The sequence below is a fragment of the Nonomuraea sp. C10 genome (assembly GCF_008017515.1).
GTDB classification, from domain to species: domain Bacteria; phylum Actinomycetota; class Actinomycetes; order Streptosporangiales; family Streptosporangiaceae; genus Nonomuraea; species Nonomuraea ferruginea.
Map to the genome: position 1 here is coordinate 1,933,573 of NZ_VPFF01000003.1, position 18,613 is coordinate 1,952,185.

Sequence of the window (18,613 nt, forward strand, 5' to 3'; positions counted from 1 at the left end):
CTAGTAAGCCGTCTGCCGGTGAGACTCTCCATGGTTGAGAAGCGCAATGGCATATGCGATCGTCTAACCATGGATCACCTGGCGGCGCTGCTCGACGGCCCGCGCGCCCGTGGCGCGTTCCTGCTGAGAGTCCTCCTCGACCCGCCCTGGGCGATGCGCGTGCAGGACGAGGCCCCGCTCACGCTGCTGGCCATGGTGCGCGGCGAGGCGTGGATCGTCCGCGACGGCCTGACGCGGGTGGGGCCGGGCGAGGTGGCCGTGGTGTGCGGGCCGGAGCCCTACGTGGTCGCCGACCGGCCCGGCACCCCGCCGCAGATCGTCATCCACCCTGGCGAGCGGTGCACCACCCTCGACGGCGAGTCGCTCTACCAGGCGATGCACCTGGGCGTGCGCACCTGGGGCAACGACCCCGACGGCGCCAGCTCCATGATCGTCGGCACCTACCTGATGGCCGGGGAGGTCAGCGGGCGGCTGCTGCGGGCGCTGCCACCGCTGCTCGTCCAGCCCGGCGGGCCGCTCATCGAGATGCTGGGCGAGGAGGTGGTCAAGAACGAGCCCGGGCAGGAGGCGGTGCTCGACAGGATGCTCGACCTGCTGCTCATCGCCACGCTGCGCGGGTGGTTCGCCACCGGGGAGGCGCCGGCGTGGTACCGGGCGCAGAGCGACCCTGTCGTGGGCAAGGCCATGCGGATCATGCAGAACAACCCCGCGCACCCGTGGACGGTCGCCGCGCTGGCCGCCGAGGTGGGGGTCTCGCGTGCCTCGCTGGCCAGGCGGTTCACCGACCTGGCGGGCGAGCCGCCGATGGCGTTCCTGACCGGGTGGCGGCTGGCCCTGGCCGCCGACCTGCTCCGCGAGCCCGAGGCGACCGTGACCTCGGTCGCCAGGAAGGTCGGCTACGGCAGCCCGTTCGCGCTCAGCGCGGCCTTCAAACGGGCCCACGGCGTCAGCCCGCAGGAACACCGGGTGGGGGCCGGCCGGTGAAACCGCTGCTGCTCCTGGACGTGGACGGGGTGCTCAACCCCACCGGCCGCCCGTCCCCCGACTTCCGCCGCTACCGGTGCACGATCGGCAGCACCGTCTACACCGTGCACCTCAACCAGCGCCACGGCACCCGGCTGATGGAGCTCGCGCTGGAGACCGGCTCCGAGCTGGTGTGGGCGACGACCTGGGAGCAGCACGCCAACGAGTGGATCGCGCCCCGGCTCGGCCTGCCGCCGCTGCCCGTCATCGAGATGGCGCCCGGCGAGAACGGGAGCCGGCACGGCGAGATGTTCAAGACCCGCCACGTGGCCGACTACGTCGGCGACCGGCCGTTCGTCTGGTTCGACGACCAGGTCTACCAGGAGGACGAGGACTACCTCAGGGCTCGTCAGGGTCTCGGCGAATTCCTGCTCGTCCACGTGCCCGGCAGAGTGGGTCTGACCAGCCGGCATCTGGCCGCCGCGCGGGAGTGGCTGACCCTTACAGGGTTTTCTCAGGGTCAGTAGTGGGAGAAGAGAGCGAGGCTCGTGCGTTCTTCTCAGTAGAACGTCATCACACGGAGGGACACCATGTACCGCTCACGACAGCACCGGATGCTCGCCGGCGTCTGCGGAGGCCTCGCCGACAGGTTCGGCCTGTCGCCCACCCTCGTCCGGGTCCTCTGGTTGATCCTCTCGCTCTTCCCCGGCCCGATGTGGGTCGTCTACGTCGTCATGTGGATCCTGGTCCCCGAAGAGCCGAAGAAGTACTGAGGATTATCCTCTAAGGCATGAGGGCAAGGCCGCTGACACTGATCCAGGACGAGCTCGTCGACTACGACAAGGCGATGGAGCGCATGGCCGAGCTGGTCGACGAGCGCCAGCGCGACGCACGGCCGGACACGCTCTGGCTGCTCAGCCACCCGCAGGTCTACACGGTCGGCCGGCGCACCCCGTCGGCCCACCTGCCCGACCCGTCGCGCGGCATCCCGGTCGTGGAGACGGGCCGGGGCGGGCAGCTCACCTACCACGGCCCCGGCCAGCTCGTCGGCTACCTGATCGTCAAGCTGGGCGAGGAGGAGGGCATCGTCGACTACGTGCGCGAGGTGGAGCTGCGCCTTGTCGCCGCCCTCGGCGAGCTCGGCCTGCCCGCCGAGCGGCGCGACACCCCGCCGGGCTCGGAGCTGCTCACCGGCGTGTGGACCGCCGAGAGCGGCCGCAAGATCGTCTCCATCGGGATGCGGCAGAGCCGCGGCGTCACCAGCCACGGCTTCGCCCTCAACGTCGACGGCGACCTGATGCCGTGGGACTGGGCGGTGGCTTGCGGGATGCCGGACGTCGACATGACCTCGCTCCAGCGAGAGCTCGGCGACGCCTCGATGGACCGGGTCCGCCCGGTGGTCGCGGCGGCCTTCGAGGCGTCCTGAATCACACGCGCGGGAAAACCTGCACCTCGGCATCATGGCCGGAGCCGTTGAGCTTGCCGTCACAGGTGTAAAGGGGCGCTTCCAGCGCTTCGGCGAGGGCCAGGTAACAGGAGTCGTAAGCGGTGGAGTTGTGCCGCAGCTCCCAGATCCGCTCTGCTATCCCCTTCATCTCGTAGCGCGTGATGTTGAGAGCCAGGTAGTCGGCCCGGGCCTGCTCGGCGACCGCGGCGGGCAGCTTGCCGCCGAGCACCAGTCCGCGCAACGTCGATAGGACCTCCACGTCAAGGAGGTGTGGAGCGTGGACGCTGGCTTGCAGCGCGCTGAGAAGTTCCATGTCGGCGTCGCGGCCCACGAGGGCCTCCACCATGGCGGAGGAATCGATGACTATCATCGCCTGCCCTCGGCTACTGCTTGCAGGATTTCCTCACTCGACGGGCCTCGGGAGCGATCGCGAGCTTTCAAACGTTTCACGATTTCGGCGTTGGTCGGCCGAGCGGCGATGTCGGCCAGTTCTCTGGCGACGTAAGCGGAAAGCGACAGGCCGGCTTCGGCGGCACGTGCCTTGAGCTGCTCGGCGATCGGTTCGGGTACGTCGCGGATGTAGAGAGTCGCCATGACGATGATGCTAGCAAACTGCTAGCAGCATTTCGGAGCATTACTGGAGCGGGAGCTTCCGCCCGGTGGTCGCGGCGGCCTTCGAGGCGTCCTGAGCTGAAGGAACGAGCCGTCCGCGTTTAGCCTCCGGCGTCGTGTGCAGAAGCCCTGTCGGCGACGATCACGGGGGCGCGGATGACTGATCAGGACAGCAGGCCTCGGCTGTGCCAGGTGGTGCTCGACTGCCCGGACGCCCGGGCCCTCGCGGAGTTCTACCGGGCTCTGCTGGGGCTGGTCTACCGGCCCGGTGACGAGCCGCCGGAAGCGGGAGCCGACGACGAGCGGGGCCGCGACTGGCTGGTCCTGAGGACCCCGGGTGGAGCTTCGCAACTGGCCTTCCAGCAGGTCGACGAGCTGCCGGAAGCGACCTGGCCGCAGGACGGCGTGCCCCAGCAGCTGCACCTGGACCTGACCGTGCCGTCGGTCGAGGACCTGCGGACACAGCACGACCGTGTCCTGAGCCTCGGCGGGCGGCTCCTGCTGGACCGCATGGACGACGAGGAGGAGCCGTTGCGCGTGTACGCCGACCTGGCCGGGCATCCGTTCTGCGTCTTCGTCTCCAGGCGCGGCGCCTCCGAACCGCTCTGACGTAGCGAGGGCCGCGCCGGAGATGTCAGGCGTCCATGGGGACCTCGTCGATGGTGCGGCGGGGGCCGGTGAACCAGTGGCGGGCCGACAGCCACCACCACAGGCCGATGCCGATCAGCACCACGCCCACCGCGATCGGGGCGTAGTTGACCGACGTCCAGGTGAAGTCCTCGTCGCCGGGCACCCCGGCCGGCGAGAACGGCATGATGAAGTACACGCAGACGACCGCGATCTCGATCACCGCGATCCAGCCGAGCACCTTGTACCTGCGCCCGAGCGTCCACGGCCCGGGCTCGAAGTGGTCGCCCATCCGCAGCCGGAGCCAGATCGGGATGAGGAACGCCAGATAGAGCCCGATGACCGCGATCGACACCACGGCGAAGAAGGCCACCGGGGTGGTCAGGCCGGGAGGGGCGTAGAGGGCGGGCAGGGTGATGAAGGCGGCGGCGCCGCAACCGGCCAGAATGGCGTTGACCGGCGTGCGGTTGCGGTCGACCCGCGACCAGAGCCGCCAGCCGGGCACCGCGCCGTCGCGGGCGAACGCGTACGTCATCCGCGACATGGACGTCACGCAGCTCATGCCGCAGAAGAACTGGCCGATGGTGGAGATCGCGAAGATGGCGGTGGCCAGCGGCGAGCTGAGCGCGGTCTCGAAGATCGCGCCGACGAAGCCGCCCTGCTCGTTGATCGCGTCCACGTTCGTGGCCGCGAACAGGAACGCCAGCAGGACGATCCAGCCGCCGATCGCCGAGTAGAAGATCGACTGCCACAGGCCGCGGGCGGCGGCCGTGGAGGCGCCCTGGGTCTCCTCCGAGACGTGCGCGCACGCGTCGAAGCCGGTGATCGTGTACTGGGTGAGCAGGAAGCCGAGCGGCAGCACGTACAGCCAGAACGTCAGCCCGTTGGAGCCGTCGCCGAAGCCGGAGTTGTTGATCGTCTCGGTGAACACGAAGCCCACCGACTGGTGCTCGGACGGGCCGAAGACCAGGATCCCGACCACGATGGCGGCACCGAAGACGTGCCACCAGACGGAGACGTTCTGCAGCAGTGAGATGAGCCGGTGGCTGAAGATGTTGATCAGCGCGTGCAACCCGAGCACGATCACGAACAGCAGGAACGCCTGCGAGAGCGTGCCTTCCCAGGCGCCGCCGGTGAGCCGGGTGAGGGTGATGTTGAGGAAGGTCGCGCAGCCGTAGTCGACGGACGCGGTGACCGCGATGAGGCCGATCAGGTTGAGCCAGCCGGTGAACCAGCCGTGGATCGGCTTGCCCATCTTGGCGGCCCACCAGTAGATGCCGCCCGCGGTCGGGAACGCGGAGACCAGCTCCGACATGCAGAAGCCGATGATCAGGATGAAGAGGGAGATCAGCGGCCAGCCCCAGGAGATGGCGATGGGGCCGCCGTTGTTCCAGGCCTGGCCGAAGGTGGTGAAGCAGCCGGCGAGGATCGAGATGATGGAGAACGAGATGGCGAAGTTGGAGAATCCGCTCCAGGTCCGGGCCAGCTCCTGCTTGTAGCCGAGCTCGGCGAGTCGCTTGGAATCCTCTTCTGTGCTCACTGAGGTCTCCCTGGGGGGCGCGGAGGACGCTCTCTTTGGTCTAGGTTTAGACCATTCTTTGGTATACGTCCAGACCATTTCCGCGGCCCGCGCAAGGAGTTTCGGGCGAGCGGGGGCGGGCCGCGGCCCGCCCCCGTCACGTCAGTCCCCGAACACCTCGACCGTGGCCTGGCAGAACGCCTTGAGGTCGTCCGGCTTGCGGCTGGTGACCAGCTTGTTCGGCCCGGCGTCGCAGACCACGACCTCCTCGTCGACCCAGTTCGCGCCGGCGTTGCGCAGGTCGGTCTGGAGGCTCGGCCAGGACGTCATCTGCCGGTCCCGGACGGCGTCGGCCTCGATCAGGGTCCACGGCGCGTGGCAGATCGCCGCGACCGGCTTGCCGCCCTGGAAGAAGTCCTGGACGAACCGCACGGCCTTCGGGTCGGTGCGCAGGAAGTCGGGGTTGGCGACGCCGCCGGGCAGCACGAGCCCGTCGAAGTCGGCCGCCGACACCTCCTCGACCGTGCCGTCCACGGCGAACGTGTCGGCCTTGTCCAGGTGGTTGAACGCCTTGATCTGCCCCGGCTCGGTGGAGATCAGCTTCGGCGTGCCACCGGCCTGCTTGACGGCCTTCCACGGCTCGGTGAGCTCGACCTGCTCGACCCCTTCGGGCGCGACCAGGAAAGCGATGGTCTTGTCCTGGAGCATGATGAAACCCCCTATTTCGTGGTTTCTCACCCCCTATCCGTGAGTTCCCGATCTATACGCGATGTGCGCGGCCCACGCCGTCGCGGCGCCGGCCGCGTACCAGAAGAGGTCGGGCGGGTTGAACGTGCTGCCGAGCAGCGGGCGCAGCACCACGGGGATGCCGAGGAGCTGGGTGAACTCGATCGCCCAGCTCAGCCCGGCCGCGGTGAGCGCGGCGGCCCAGGGGCGTCCCAGAGCAGCCGGACGCCGAGTCCGAGGACGACCGTGACGAGGGCGGCCACCATAACCGGCAAACGGGACATTCAGCGGAGCCTAGTAGCATCGCCGTACATGAGCGCGACCATGGTGGTGCGAGGGCTGGCTGCCGGTCACGGGGAGCGGGTGCTGTTCACGGGGCTGGACCTGGTCGTGAGCCCCGGCGACGTGATCGGCCTGGTGGGGGCCAACGGCGCGGGCAAGTCGACCCTGCTGCGCATGATGGTCGGCCTCGACCGGCCCGAGGAGGGCGAGATCCGGCTCAGCCCGGCCGCCGCCACCGTCGGCTACCTGCCGCAGGAGCCCGACCGCAGGCCGGGTGAGACCGTGATGGAGTTCCTGGCCCGCCGCACCGGCGTGGCGCGGGCGCAGCGCGACCTGGACACCACCGCGCAGGCCCTGGCCGATCAGGCGCCCGGCGCCGACGACGCCTACAGTGTGGCGCTGGAGCGCTGGCTGGCGCTGGGCGGCGCCGACCTGGACGAGCGCGCCGAGGCGATCGGCCTGCCGGTGGCGCTGGAGCAGCCGATGACCTCGCTGTCGGGCGGTCAGGCGGCCCGCGCCGGGCTGGCCTCGCTGCTGCTCAGCCGCTACGACCTGTTCCTGCTCGACGAGCCCACCAACGACCTGGACCTCGACGGGCTCGACCGGCTGGAAAGCTTCGTCAAGGGCCTGCGGGCCGGCACGGTCGTGGTCAGCCACGACCGCGAGTTCCTGGCCAGGACCGTCACCGACGTGCTGGAGCTCGACCTGGCCCAGCAGCGGATCCACCTGTTCGGCGGCGGCTACCAGGCCTACCTGGACGAGCGCGAGGTCGCCAGGCGGCACGCCAGGGAGCGTTACGAGGAGTACGCCGAGACCCGCGCCGACCTGGAGGGCCGCGCCCGCAGGCAGCGGGCGTGGATGGAGAAGGGCGTCAAGAACGCCCGCCGCAAGATGTCCGACAACGACAAGATCGGGCGCAACGCCCGCGTCGAGACCACCGAGAAGCAGGCCGCCAAGGCCCGGCAGACGGAGAAGCTGCTGGAGCGGCTGGAGGAGGTCGAGGAGCCGCGCAAGGAGTGGGAGCTGCGCATGGAGATCGCCGTCGCGCCCCGCTCCGGCGCGGTGGTGGCCACGCTGCGCGGCGCGGTCGTCAGGCGGGGCGGCTTCACGCTGGGGCCGGTCGACCTGGAGATCGGCTGGGCGGAGCGGGTGGCGATCACCGGGGCCAACGGCTCGGGCAAGACCACGCTGCTCGGCGCCCTGCTCGGGCGCGTCCCGCCGGACGAGGGGCACGCCTCGCTCGGCTCCGGCGTGGTGGTGGGCGAGGTCGACCAGGCGCGCGGGCTGTTCGAGGGGGAGGAGGCGCTGCTCGACGCGTTCACCGCGCACGCCGACCTGGTGCCGGGTGAGGCGCGCACGCTGCTGGCCAAGTTCGGGCTGAAGGCGCACCACGTGCTGCGGCCCGCCTCGACGCTCTCACCGGGCGAGCGCACCCGCGCCGCGCTGGCCCTGCTGCAGGCCAGGGGCGTCAACCTGCTGGTGCTCGACGAGCCGACGAACCACCTCGACCTGCCCGCGATCGAGCAGCTGGAGTCGGCGCTGGCCGGCTATCCCGGCACGCTCCTGCTCGTCACCCATGACCGCCGCATGCTGGAGGCGGTCAGCGTCGACAGGAGGCTCGTGGTGGACCAGGGACGCGTGTCCGAGTCCCACTGAAAATTTACACCGCACAAAGATACGAAGATGAAACAATTCTCCGTATCTCGTTGACATGCGTAGTTCCTATGGTGTGCCGTGCTCTACACAGATAACCCCCCGCCTGAAGGTGAGGCACACATGAGGAAATGGCTCGCACGCCTGGCAGTGCTGGGCTTCGCGCTATTGGTGGCCGGTCAGGGTCAGGTGGCTCTGGCCCAGGACCCCGCGGCGGGAAAGAAGATCATCCGCGTGGGCGCTACCCAGGCCGTTGACTCCATGAACCCGTTCCTCGCCGTCCGCTTGGTGTCGACCTCGATCCACCGCTGGATGTACGGCTTCCTGACGGTTCCGGACAGCAAGACGCTGCAGCCGAGCCCGGACCTGGCCGAGTCGTGGAGCAGCTCCGAGGACGGTCTGACCTGGACCTTCAAGATCCGCGAGACCAAGTGGTCCGACGGCCAGCCGGTCACCGCCGAGGACGCCGCCTGGACGTTCAACAAGATCATGACGGATGACGCGGCCAAGACCGCCAACGGTCCGGCCGCGGAGAACTTCGAGAGCGTCACGGCCAACGGCCAGGACCTGGTCATCAAGCTGAAGAACCCCCAGGCCTCGATCCTGGAGAACCCGATCCCGATCATGCCCAAGCATGTCTGGGAGAAGGTCGGCAACCTCGCGGACTTCTCCGGCGACCAGTATCCGGCCGTGACCAGCGGCCCGTACATCGCCGTCGAGCACAAGAAGGACCAGTACGTCAAGCTGCAGGCCAACCCGAACTACTGGCGCGGCGCCCCGAAGATCGACGAGCTCCAGGTCGTCTTCTACGAGAACCCGGCCGCGTCCATCATCGGCCTGAAGAACGGCGAGATCGACCTGATCGGCCGGCTCAACCCGCCGGAGTTCGAGTCGCTCAAGGGCGACCCGAACATCGTGCAGTGGAACCAGCAGGGCCGCCGAGGCGTCTACCTGCAGATCAACCACGGCGCCACGACCACCGACGACAAGGAAGTGGGCGACGGCCACCCGGCGCTGAAGGACCAGAAGGTCCGCCAGGCGCTGCACCACGCCATCGACAAGGACAAGCTCGTCGCCGAGGTGCAGAACGGCCTGGCCAAGCCGGCGCACGGCTCCATCGTGCCGCCCATGTACACCGACTTCTTCTGGGAGGCCGCCGGCGACACCAAGGTCTCCTACGACCCGGCCAAGGCCAACCAGATCCTCGACGACGCCGGCTACAAGAAGGGCGCCGACGGCGTCCGCACCATGCCCGACGGTGACCGCAAGCTGGAGTTCCGCTTCAGCATCCACACCGACACCCCGATCGAGGACAAGCTCGCCGAGTACCTCACCGGCTTCTTCAAGGAGATCGGCGTCACGCTGACCACCAAGAAGCTCGACTCCAGCAAGTTCACCGAGGAGACCGGCGTCACCGGCCTGTTCGACATCGCGATCTCCGGCTGGTCGGTCAACCCCGACCCGGAGGAGGTCCTGGCGACGCACCTGTGCAGCCGGCGGCCGACCCCGTCCGGTGAGGGCGGCGGCACCGAGTCGTTCTACTGCGACGACACCTTCGAGAAGCTCTACCAGGAGCAGCTCAAGGAGCTCGACCGGCCCAAGCGGGCCGACCTCATCAAGCAGATGCAGGAGCGCCTCTACACCGACGCCCCGGTCATCGCGATCTACTACACCAACGACCTCGAGGGCTACCGCAAGGACCGGATCAAGAGCATCACGTCCGTGCCCGAGCAGGACGGCATCCTGTACGGCGCGAGCAGCTTCTGGCCGTTCTACTCGCTGGAGGCCGTCGAGTCCTCGGCCACGGCCGAGGAGGGCGGCTCCAACACCGCTCTGATCGCCGGCGTGGTCGGCGCCGTGGTCGTGATCGGCGTCGGCGCGTTCTTCCTCACCAGGCGGCGCAAGTCCGCCGCGGACGACCGCGAATGACAGCACCGCTCGAAGCAGCAGAGCCCGCCGCCGCCCAGGCGGCGGGCCCCGCTGGGGACGACCGCCCCGCCCGCCGCGGCGTGCTGCGCTACGCGCTCACCAAGGCCGGCGGGGCGTTGCTGAGCATCGCCATGGTGATCGTCGCGACGTTCTTCCTCTTCCGGCTCCTCCCCGGAGATCCGGTACGGAACCTCGCGCAGGGCCGCAACATGACCCCGGCGCAGCTCGACCTGGAACGGAGCCGGCTCGGCCTGGACAAGCCGGTGCCCGAGCAGTTCCTCGACTTCGTCGGCAAGACGCTCCGCCTGGACCTCGGCACCTCCTACGAGTACAAGCGGCCGGTCCTCGACCTCATCGGCGAGCGCCTCGGGCCGACGCTGCTGCTCACCGGGGTCGGTCTGGTCATCGCCGTCAGCCTCGGCCTGTGGCAGGGCACCAGGGCCGGGTGGCGGCCGGGCGGCCGGTTCGACCGGTTCTCCACGGCCACCTCGCTGGTGCTGTGGTCGGTGCCGACGTTCTGGCTCGGCCTGCTGCTGATGATGGTGTTCGCCGCCTGGCTCCAGATCTTCCCGACCCGGGGCATCGAGAGCGTCGACGCGCCCGACGGCTTCGGTTACGTCCTGGACGTGGCCTGGCACATGGTGCTGCCCTGTCTGACCATGGTCGGGGTGGTGTACGCGCAGTATCTGCTGGTCATGCGCTCGTCCCTGCTCGACGAGCTGGGCCAGGACTACATCAACACCGCGCGGGCCAAGGGCCTGCGCGACGACGACCTGCGGCGCAGGCACGCCGTGCCGAACGCGCTGCTGCCCACGGTGACGCTGGTGTTCATGAACATCGGCTTCGTCGTCGGCGGCGCGGTCACCACGGAGACGGTCTTCAGCTGGCCGGGGCTCGGCAAGCTGTTCTACGACGCGATCTCGGTGCCCGACTTCACGCTCATGCAGGGCACGTTCATGCTCATCACGGTCGCCGTGATCCTGATGAACACGCTGGCCGACATCGTCTACCACCTCCTCGACCCGAGGGTGAGGTCCGCATGAGCACCTTCACGTGGACCCGCAGGAAGCGGGCGCTCGGCCGGTTCTGGGAGGACTTCCGCAAACAGCGCGGCGGCCTGGCCGGCCTGGTCATCCTGGTCGTGGCCGTGACGCTGGCCGTCGTGGCGCCGCTCTTCATCGACCAGGGCGTCACCAGCGTGGTCGAGAACACCGGGCCCCGATGGTCCCCGCCGAGCCTGGACTACCCGTTCGGCACCGACGAGTCCGGGCGCTCGATCCTGCTCATGGTCTGGTGGGGCTCGCGCACGTCGCTGCTCATCGGCTTCCTGGCCGCGCTGCTCACCGTGGGCATCGGCACCGTGCTCGGCATCGCCGCCGGCCACTTCCGCGGCTGGATCGGCGCCGTCATCATGCGCGTGACCGACTGGTTCCTGGTGCTGCCCTCGCTGGTCACCGCTCTCGTCCTGGCGGCCATCCTGGGCGGCAGCACGTTCACCATCATCATGGCGATCGGCGTGACCTCCTGGCCGTCGACCGCCCGCCTCATCAGGGCGCAGACGCTGGCGGTGGAGGCGCGGCCGTACATCGAGCGCTCCAAGGCGCTCGGCGGCGGCCACTGGCACATCACCACCCGCCACGTGCTGCCGAACGTCGCCCCGCTGCTGCTGGCCAGCACCACGCTCCAGGTCGCCAGCGCCATCGTCACCGAGTCGACGCTGGCCTTCCTCGGCGTGACCGCGAACAAGACCTCCTGGGGCACCATGCTCCGCGGCTCCTACGACTGGAACGCGGCCAGCTACGGAGCCTGGTGGTACATCCTCATCCCCGGCCTGTGCATCCTCGCGGTCGTCATGGCGTTCACGCTCTGCGGCCGGGCGCTGGAGACCGTGCTCAACCCGCGACTCCGGAAGGCAGGGGCATGAGTCTGCTGGAACTGGACGACGTCTCGGTCACGTACCGCATCGCCGAGGGCGAGGTGCCCGCGGTGAGAGGCGTGTCGCTCACGCTCGGCAGCGGGGCGGCCCTCGGGGTCGCCGGCGAGTCGGGGTCCGGCAAGTCGACGCTGGCCATGGCGCTGCTGCGGCTGCTGCCGCGCGACGCCCGCGTCACCGGCCGGATCCTGCTCGACGGCGAGGACGTGCTCACCATGAAGTGGGGCCGCCTGCGCGCGGTCCGCTGGGCCCAGGCGTCGATCGTGTTCCAGGGCGCCCAGCACGGACTCAACCCGGTGCACAGGATCGGCGAACAGATCGCCGAGCCGCTGCTCGTGCACAACCTGGCCAAGCCCGGCGAGGCCGGCAAGCGGGTGGCCGAGCTGCTGGAACAGGTCGGCCTGCCCGCCTGGCGGGCCCGCAGCTACCCGCACGAGCTGTCCGGCGGCCAGCGCCAGCGCGTCATGATCGCGATGGCGCTCGCCTGCTCGCCCCGGCTCATCATCGCCGACGAGCCCACGACGGCTCTCGACGTGATGGTGCAGGCGCAGGTGCTGACGCTGATCAAGGAACTGGTCGCCGAGCACGACATCTCCCTGGTCATGATCTCGCACGACCTGTCGGTGCTCGCCGACGTGTGCGACCGGCTCGCGGTCATGTACGCGGGCCGCGTGGTCGAGCAGGGCCCGTCGCGCGAGGTGTTCCACGACCCCCGGCATCCCTACAGCCAGGCGCTGGCGGCGGCGTTCCCGACGGTCGGCGACCCGGCGTCGCGGCTGGCGCCCAAGGGACTCGGCGGCGACCCGCCGGACCCGATGGACCTGCCGACGGGATGCTCGTTCCACCCGCGCTGCCCGGTCGCGCTGGAGGAGTGCCCGACGCTGGACGTCGAGCTGTGGCCCGCCGGCGACCGCCGCGCCGCCGCCTGCGTCCACGTACGGGACCGCGTACAGGAGAAGGCATGACAGAGACGCAAGCCCCGGCCGAGGAGGTCACCACGGCCCGCCGTACCCTCCTGGAGGCCCGCGACCTGCACGTGGAGTTCGCCTCGCGCGGGCGCCGCGCCCGCGCGGTCGACGGCGTGAACCTCGCGGTCGGCGAGGGCGAGATCGTGGCGCTGGTCGGCGAGTCCGGCTGCGGCAAGACCACGCTCGCGCGCACGCTGCTCGGCCTGGAGAAGCCCACGTCCGGCACGGTCCGGTACGGGGGAGAGCCGCTGCGGTACGCCAGCCGGGCGCTCAAGGACTACCGCAGGCAGGTGCAGCTCGTCCTTCAGGACCCGATGGGCTCGCTGAACCCCCGGCAGACCGTCTACGAGGCGGTGGCGGAGGGTCCGCGCATCCACGGCCTGCCGGACGAGGCTGACGTGGTGAACAATGCGCTGGCCAGGGCCGGGCTGCGGCCGCCTGAGCGGTTCTTGCTGCGTTACCCGCACGAGCTGTCCGGCGGGCAGCGGCAGCGCGTGGTCATCGCCGGGGCGCTGGCGCTGGACCCGAAGGTGCTGATCGCCGACGAGCCGGTGGCCTCGCTCGACGCGTCGGTGCGCGGCGAGATCCTCGCGCTCATGCTCAGGCTCCGCGACGAGCTGGGCCTGTCGGCGCTGGTCGTCACGCACGACCTGGGGCTGGCGTGGAACATCGCCGACCGGGTGGCGGTCATGTATCTCGGCCGGATCGTCGAGTCGGGGCCGGTCGAGCAGGTGCTGACCGCGCCGCGTCACCCGTACACGCAGGCCCTGCTGTCGGTGCTGCCCGAGTCTCCCGAACGGGTGGTGCTGACCGGCGAGCCGCCGGACCCGACCAGGATCCCGGGCGGCTGCCGCTTCCACGCCCGCTGCCAGGTGCTCGCCTCCGGCAGGGCCGCGGAGGCGGGCGTGGACGCCCGGTGCAGGGGTGAGCTGCTGGAGATCCTGCCCGCCTCGGCCGGGGCGCAGGCGGCCTGCTACTACGCGGACGCCACCGGCTGAAAGGCGCGCGGTCCCGGCCCGGTATCGGCGGCCGGGACCGCGTCGTTCCGGGGTCAGCTGCCCGCGGGAGGCTGTCCCTCCGGGCCGCCCAGGTCGTCCCAGTCCGGGTCGTCGACGACGACGCAGGGGCCGGGCTCGCCGGGGATCATCATGGTCGCGAGCGTCCACACCACTCCGGGGTCCTCCCCGCCCCTCTCGGCGAACTCCAGCACCAGCGTGTGGTTCTCGTCGATGAGCCGCGGGTCGATGTCCAGCCCGCCCTTCCGCATGTGGACGGCACCATCCGGCAGGAGCTTGCTCACTCCCCGGTCGCGCTCGCACCGCTTGCCGGGGCCGAGGTAGGTGACGTCGGCCTTGACGCCCGCCGCCCGCAGATCCCTCTCCAGCCGGTCGGCCTCCTCGAAGTGGCGAACTCCGCCTGTTCGCGACGCACCGGCCATGCTCTTTTCGTCGATCCACACCTGTACTTGGTGGCAGGCGGCCGGTGCCTTACAAAGGCGGCTCTGCGAGACTGCCCGTACGGTTGGAAGGAGGATGGGGTGGAGCATCGCCCCCGACTGCTGATGGAGAGAGCCGACGCCGCGCGCAACCGGGCCCGCGTCCTCGACGCGGCCGCGAAGCTGTTCGCGAGCAGGCCGCCGCACGAGGTGACGATGGAGGACATCGCCAAGGCGGCCGGCGTGGGCCGCGGCACCCTCTACCGCCGCTATCCCGACCGCGCCGCCATCGCCGTCGCCCTGCTCGACGAGCACGAGCGCGCCCTGCAGGAGAAACTGCTGCGCGGCGACCCGCCGCTGGGTCCCGGCGCGCCGCCGGCCGAGCGGCTGGCCGCCTTCTACGCCGCCATGGTCGGCCTGCTGGAGGACCACGCCCACCTGGTGCTGGGCAGCGAGGTGGGCCGCTCGCGGTTCGAGACCGGCGCGTACGGCTTCTGGCGCGCGCACGTGCGCTCCCTGCTCGCCGCCGCCGGCACCCCCGGGCCCGACGCGCTGGCCGACGTCCTGCTCGCCCCGCTGGCCCCCGACGTCTACGTCCAGCAGCGCCGGACGCTCGGCCCGGAGCAGATCACCGGCGCGCTGCGCCGCCTCACGCGAGCACTCTGACGATCGCCTGCCTGATGAACCGGCGGGCCAGCTTCGCCCTGCGGAACCGGCTCAGCACCGGCCCGTCCGTCCCGTACCTGCGGGCCCTGATCCCGTCCACCACGACCGGCGGCGCGCCCATCTCGCCGAGCACATCGAGCGCCTCCCGCTTGCTGATCAACCGCCCGTCCCGCAGCGTCACGGCCGCCCGCGCCACCGTGACCATGCCCAGGTCCACCCACTCGTCCAGCAGCCACCGCCGCCGGCCCCGCGTCTTCACCAGCCAGAAGTCCCGCAGATCGGCCTGGACGAACGCGGCCAGCTCCGCGTCGGACACCGGCGGGATCAGCGCGTCCGGCCCCGGTCCGTACAGCTCCAGCGCCCCCGTGAGCAGCTCCCGCCGGGTCACGGCGGTGACGGGCCGCTCGAACAGCTCGCCCATCGCCCACGTCACGTGCTCCCGTCCGTGTTCGGACAGCTGCCCGTCGGTCATGTACGAGCAGTGCAGCCGTTCGGCCAGGGCCCCGTCCAGCCCTCGGTGCAGCCGCTCCACAGCGTCGCGCCGCCGCTCGTCCAGCGGCTCCCGGACCACGGCGATCAGGTCCAGATCGCTCCGCCCCGGCTGGTAGTCGCCCTTGGCCAGTGACCCGTGCGCCCACACCGCCATCAGCGGCACGGCGGCCCCGGCCTCCGACAGGAACCGGGTGAGCAGGATCTCGGTAGAGGTGTGCATGATCTCTACTCTCCCTCTCCATGGTTCGATGACAAGCGGTTAAAGGCATTGCCCCGGACACGCCCGCTCGGGGACCATCTCCGGATGAGCTTCGAGCAGAGTGCGCGGCCCGTGGCGCTGATCACCGGGGTGGGCAGGACTGTGGGGATCGGGGCCGGGATCGCGACCCGGCTGGCCGCCTCCGGGTGGGACGTCGGCTTCACCTACTGGACTCCGTACGACGAGCGGATGGCGTGGGGCGCCGAGGCCGGGGCCCCCGAGACGATCCGCAAGGCGCTGGCGGGCGAGGGCGCGGCCGTCGCGGCCGTGGAGGCCGACCTGGTCGAGACGGAGACGCCGGCGCGGGTGTTCGACGAGGTGGAGAGCCGGCTGGGCAACGTCACCGCGCTGGTGATGTGCCACTGCGAGTCCGTCGACTCCGGGCTGCTCGACACGACCGTGGCCAGCTTCGACCGCCACTTCGCCGTCAACGCCCGCGCCTCCTGGCTGCTGATCCGCGAGTACGGCCGCCGGTTCCGCGGCGCCCACGGCACCGGCCGGATCGTCGCGCTCACCAGCGACCACGTCGTCGGCAACCTCCCGTACGGGGCGAGCAAGGGCGCGCTGGACCGCATCACGCTCGCCGCCGCCCGCGAGCTGGCCCACCTCGGCGTGACCGCGAACGTGATCAACCCCGGCCCGATCGACACCGGGTGGATGCCCGACGACCTGAAGGCCACCTGCGCCGAGCACACCCCGCTGGGTCGCCTCGGCACCCCGCGCGACACCGCCGACTTGGTGCAGTTCCTCTGCTCGCCCCAGGGCGGCTGGATCAACGGCCAGCTGCTGAAGAGCGACGGCGGCATCTCCGCCTGACCGCCGTCAGAGCGCGTGCCCTCCGGCGACCTGGATGACCTGCCCGGTGATCCACCGCGCCTGCCGTGAGGCCAGGAACACGACGGCGCCGGCGATGTCCTCCGGCTCGCCCACCCGCCCCAGCGGCACGATCTCGCGGGCTCGCGCGTACGTCTCCTCGTCCATCCACCCGGTCTGCACCGGCCCCGGCGCGACCGCGTTGACCCGCACCAGCGGGGCGAGGTCGAGCGCGGCCGCGCGGGTGAGCGCTTCGAGCGCGGCCTTGGACGTGCCGTAGCCGATCTGGCCGGGAAAGGCGCGGGCGGCGTCGGTGCTGATGTTCACCACGGCCGCGGCCCGCTCCCTCCTGGCCAGCTCGTCGAGGAGCAGGGCGGGGGCGACGGCGTTCACCGCGTAGTGGCGGGCCAGCCCGCCGGCGGTGAGCGAGCCGAACGCGTCGGGCGACTCGCAGTGCGCGGCGTTGTTCACCAGCACGTCCACCGGCCCGAGCCGCCGCTCGACCGCGCCGAGCAGCCGCGCCGCCGCGTCCGGCGCGGCCAGGTCGGCCTCGACGGCGATCGCGTCACCGAGCTCGGCGGCCAGTTCCTCCGCGGCGGAGCCGGAGGGGGTCGTGTGCGGCCAGTCCGGTGTCGATCACGGGGTGCCGAACAGGGCGCTGACGGACTCGCCGAAGTGGATGCGGCGCATGGCCTCGGCGAGGGCCGGGGCGATGGACAGGACCGTGAGTTTGTCGCCGGGCTTGGGCGGGGGGACGGTGTTGGTGCAGACGATCTCCTTGACCTCCGGCAGCGCGCTGAGCCGCTCGATCGCGCCGTCGGAGAACAGGCCGTGGGTGCAGGCGACGCGGACGGAGCGGACGCCGCGCTCGCGGAGGCGGTCGAGGAGCTCGATGACGGTGCTGCCCTTGGCGATCTCGTCGTCCAGGATGATCACGTCCTTGCCCTCGACGTCGCCGATCACCGAGCTGATCACCACGCGGTCGTCGCTGAAGCGCTGCTTGGCGCCCATCGCCACATCGGCCCCGATCAGGCGGGCGAAGTGGGCGGCCTCTTTGGCGTTGCCCAGGTCGGGGGAGACCACGACGGTGTCGGACAGGTCGTGGCGGGAGAAGTGGGCCGCCAGCTCGCGCAGCGCGTGCAGGTGGTCGACGGGGACGCTGAAGAAGCCGTGGACCTGCGGCGAGTGGAGGGTCATCGTCAGCACCCGGCCGGCCCCGGCCGCCACCATCAGGTCGGCCACCAGGCGGGCGCCGAGCGAGATGCGCGGCGCGTCCTTCTTGTCGGAGCGGGCGTAGGCGTAGTGGGGCAGCACGACGGTGATGCGCGCCGCCGAGGCGCCCCGGGCGGCGTCGAGCATGAGCAGCAGCTCCACCAGGTGTTCCTGGGTGGGCGGCACCAGCGGCTGGATCAGGAAGACGTCGCGCTCGCGGCAGTTGGCCTGGAGCTGGACCGCGATGACGTCGTTGGCGAAGCGCGAGACGCGCACAGGATGGAGGGGGACGCCGAGGTGGGAGCAGATCTCCTCGGCCAGCTCGGGATGGGCGCTGCCACTGAAAACCGTGATGTCTCGCACGATTTCCAAAGAGTAGCGGATCACCCGTCGAGCAGCTCGGGGGTGAGCGCGTCCAGACGCTCGACGATGCGCCAGGCCAGGACCAGCGCGTCCGGCGCGGGCGGGTAGCGCGGGTGCAGGACGGCGACGACCCGCATGCCGGCCGCGTCCGCCGAGCGCAGCCCGTTGCTGGAATCCTCGACCGCCACGCACTCGTCGGGATCGACGCCGAGGAGCCGGGCCACCTTCAGGTAGCCGTCGGGGGCGGGCTTGCCGCGGTCCACCTCCTCGGTGGAGACGGTGGCGTCGAAGCAGTCGTGCAGGTCGCTCGACTCGAGCACCACGTCGATGAGCCGCCGGGGCGAGGAACTGGCCAGCCCGAGCGTGAAGTGGTCGCCGAGCCGCCGCACCGCCTCGGGCGCGCCCTTCATCAGCGGCAGGTGGGCGCGGTAGCGCTCGGCCATCCGGTCGACGACCTGCCGGGCGATCTCGTCCGGCGGCAGCCGCACGCCGAGCTCGTGCAGGTACGACGCCCACTCGGCGGTGCTCATGCCCATGAGCCGCGACTGGGTGTCGTCCTGCCAGGTGCCGCCGTGCTCGGCGACGAAGGCGCGGCGCACCTCCTCCCACACCGGCTCGGAGTCGACCAGCACGCCGTCGAGATCGAATACGCAGGCTTCCACGGAGAAGACCCTACCCATGCTCTCGGTCGTCCACTATTTCCCGATAAGTCAA

The 18,613-nt window shown here is 70.6% G+C and carries 21 protein-coding genes and 1 pseudogene; 13 read left to right on the plus strand and 9 right to left on the minus strand.

All coding sequences use genetic code 11. From position 1 onward, the window contains the following. Positions 1 to 69 precede the first annotated feature (69 nt). From FR742_RS41000 to lipB, 4 genes are all read left to right on the plus strand, one after another. Complete coding sequence (locus FR742_RS41000) at positions 70 to 984, plus strand: AraC family transcriptional regulator (RefSeq protein WP_148036567.1); 915 nt, start codon at positions 70 to 72, stop codon at positions 982 to 984. Then, a complete protein-coding gene (locus FR742_RS41005) occupies positions 981 to 1,490 on the plus strand; it encodes an HAD domain-containing protein (RefSeq protein WP_148036568.1) in 510 nt (169 codons plus the stop codon). Before FR742_RS41000 ends, FR742_RS41005 begins: the two co-directional genes overlap by 4 nt. A gap of 63 nt (positions 1,491 to 1,553) precedes the next feature. Further along, entirely contained in the window at positions 1,554 to 1,736 is a 183-nt protein-coding gene (locus FR742_RS41010; RefSeq protein ID WP_148036569.1) for a PspC domain-containing protein, read from the plus strand. Positions 1,737 to 1,753: 17 nt separating this feature from the next. Continuing rightward, positions 1,754 to 2,389, plus strand: coding sequence for a lipoyl(octanoyl) transferase LipB (lipB, locus tag FR742_RS41015; protein ID WP_148036570.1), 636 nt, complete (start codon positions 1,754 to 1,756; stop codon positions 2,387 to 2,389). Between the two features lies 1 nt (position 2,390). Here the strand turns inward: lipB and FR742_RS41020 are convergent, their stop codons facing one another. Both FR742_RS41020 and FR742_RS41025 read right to left on the minus strand, forming a co-directional pair. After that, a complete protein-coding gene (locus tag FR742_RS41020) occupies positions 2,391 to 2,780 on the minus strand; it encodes a type II toxin-antitoxin system VapC family toxin (RefSeq protein WP_148036571.1) in 390 nt (129 codons plus the stop codon). Then, positions 2,777 to 3,004, minus strand: a complete 228-nt coding sequence (locus FR742_RS41025) for a FitA-like ribbon-helix-helix domain-containing protein (protein ID WP_148036572.1) — start codon at positions 3,002 to 3,004, stop codon at positions 2,777 to 2,779. Before FR742_RS41025 ends, FR742_RS41020 begins: the two co-directional genes overlap by 4 nt. Before the next feature lie 174 nt (positions 3,005 to 3,178). Here FR742_RS41025 and FR742_RS41030 point away from each other — a divergent pair, with 174 nt between their 5' ends. Then, the gene (locus FR742_RS41030; protein ID WP_148036573.1) at positions 3,179 to 3,631 is read left to right on the plus strand and encodes a VOC family protein; all 453 of its coding nucleotides are present in this window, start codon (positions 3,179 to 3,181) and stop codon (positions 3,629 to 3,631) included. A 25-nt stretch (positions 3,632 to 3,656) separates the two neighbouring features. Here the strand turns inward: FR742_RS41030 and FR742_RS41035 are convergent, their stop codons facing one another. Together FR742_RS41035 and FR742_RS41040 are read right to left on the minus strand one after the other, a co-directional pair. Continuing rightward, positions 3,657 to 5,189, minus strand: coding sequence for an amino acid permease (locus FR742_RS41035; protein WP_222709281.1), 1,533 nt, complete (start codon positions 5,187 to 5,189; stop codon positions 3,657 to 3,659). A gap of 141 nt (positions 5,190 to 5,330) precedes the next feature. Next, positions 5,331 to 5,876, minus strand: coding sequence for a type 1 glutamine amidotransferase domain-containing protein (locus tag FR742_RS41040; protein ID WP_148036575.1), 546 nt, complete (start codon positions 5,874 to 5,876; stop codon positions 5,331 to 5,333). A 330-nt stretch (positions 5,877 to 6,206) separates the two neighbouring features. Between FR742_RS41040 and FR742_RS41050 the strand changes: the two genes are divergently transcribed. The 6 genes from FR742_RS41050 to FR742_RS41075 all read left to right on the plus strand — a co-directional run bounded on the left by FR742_RS41050 (position 6,207) and on the right by FR742_RS41075 (position 13,657). Then, the gene (locus tag FR742_RS41050; RefSeq protein WP_148036576.1) at positions 6,207 to 7,832 is read left to right on the plus strand and encodes an ABC-F family ATP-binding cassette domain-containing protein; all 1,626 of its coding nucleotides are present in this window, start codon (positions 6,207 to 6,209) and stop codon (positions 7,830 to 7,832) included. A gap of 120 nt (positions 7,833 to 7,952) precedes the next feature. Continuing rightward, the gene (locus FR742_RS41055; protein ID WP_148036577.1) at positions 7,953 to 9,758 is read left to right on the plus strand and encodes an ABC transporter substrate-binding protein; all 1,806 of its coding nucleotides are present in this window, start codon (positions 7,953 to 7,955) and stop codon (positions 9,756 to 9,758) included. Further along, positions 9,755 to 10,801 carry an ABC transporter permease gene (locus tag FR742_RS41060; RefSeq protein WP_148036578.1) on the plus strand — a complete coding sequence of 349 codons (1,047 nt, stop codon included), beginning with the start codon at positions 9,755 to 9,757 and terminating at the stop codon, positions 10,799 to 10,801. The genes FR742_RS41055 and FR742_RS41060 overlap by 4 nt, the downstream gene beginning before the upstream one ends. Further along, the gene (locus tag FR742_RS41065; protein WP_148036579.1) at positions 10,798 to 11,682 is read left to right on the plus strand and encodes an ABC transporter permease; all 885 of its coding nucleotides are present in this window, start codon (positions 10,798 to 10,800) and stop codon (positions 11,680 to 11,682) included. The genes FR742_RS41060 and FR742_RS41065 overlap by 4 nt, the downstream gene beginning before the upstream one ends. Next, entirely contained in the window at positions 11,679 to 12,656 is a 978-nt protein-coding gene (locus FR742_RS41070; RefSeq protein ID WP_148036580.1) for an ABC transporter ATP-binding protein, read from the plus strand. The genes FR742_RS41065 and FR742_RS41070 overlap by 4 nt, the downstream gene beginning before the upstream one ends. Further along, positions 12,653 to 13,657: an ABC transporter ATP-binding protein gene (locus FR742_RS41075; protein WP_148036581.1), complete on the plus strand. Its 1,005-nt coding sequence runs from the start codon at positions 12,653 to 12,655 to the stop codon at positions 13,655 to 13,657. Before FR742_RS41070 ends, FR742_RS41075 begins: the two co-directional genes overlap by 4 nt. Positions 13,658 to 13,710: 53 nt before the next feature. Here the strand turns inward: FR742_RS41075 and FR742_RS41080 are convergent, their stop codons facing one another. Beyond that, positions 13,711 to 14,118, minus strand: coding sequence for a hypothetical protein (locus FR742_RS41080; protein WP_148036582.1), 408 nt, complete (start codon positions 14,116 to 14,118; stop codon positions 13,711 to 13,713). A 78-nt stretch (positions 14,119 to 14,196) separates the two neighbouring features. Between FR742_RS41080 and FR742_RS41085 the strand changes: the two genes are divergently transcribed. Further along, a complete protein-coding gene (locus FR742_RS41085; RefSeq protein WP_261809055.1) occupies positions 14,197 to 14,760 on the plus strand; it encodes a TetR/AcrR family transcriptional regulator in 564 nt (187 codons plus the stop codon). On the opposite strand, the gene FR742_RS41090 is transcribed toward FR742_RS41085, so the two are convergent. Next, positions 14,744 to 15,472, minus strand: a complete 729-nt coding sequence (locus FR742_RS41090) for a nucleotidyltransferase domain-containing protein (RefSeq protein WP_148036583.1) — start codon at positions 15,470 to 15,472, stop codon at positions 14,744 to 14,746. The genes FR742_RS41085 and FR742_RS41090 overlap by 17 nt on opposite strands. 84 nt (positions 15,473 to 15,556) lie before the next feature. Here FR742_RS41090 and FR742_RS41095 point away from each other — a divergent pair, with 84 nt between their 5' ends. Then, positions 15,557 to 16,327, plus strand: a complete 771-nt coding sequence (locus FR742_RS41095) for an SDR family oxidoreductase (protein WP_148036584.1) — start codon at positions 15,557 to 15,559, stop codon at positions 16,325 to 16,327. Positions 16,328 to 16,333: 6 nt separating this feature from the next. On the opposite strand, the pseudogene FR742_RS41100 reads toward FR742_RS41095, so the two are convergent. From FR742_RS41100 to FR742_RS41110, 3 genes and pseudogenes are all read right to left on the minus strand, one after another. Beyond that, a pseudogene (locus FR742_RS41100) lies at positions 16,334 to 16,912 on the minus strand (SDR family NAD(P)-dependent oxidoreductase); the annotation flags it as partial. 48 nt (positions 16,913 to 16,960) lie between these two features. After that, a complete protein-coding gene (locus FR742_RS41105; protein ID WP_148036586.1) occupies positions 16,961 to 17,899 on the minus strand; it encodes a ribose-phosphate pyrophosphokinase in 939 nt (312 codons plus the stop codon). A 20-nt stretch (positions 17,900 to 17,919) separates the two neighbouring features. Next, positions 17,920 to 18,561 carry an HAD family phosphatase gene (locus FR742_RS41110; RefSeq protein WP_261809056.1) on the minus strand — a complete coding sequence of 214 codons (642 nt, stop codon included), beginning with the start codon at positions 18,559 to 18,561 and terminating at the stop codon, positions 17,920 to 17,922. Positions 18,562 to 18,613 lie beyond the last annotated feature (52 nt).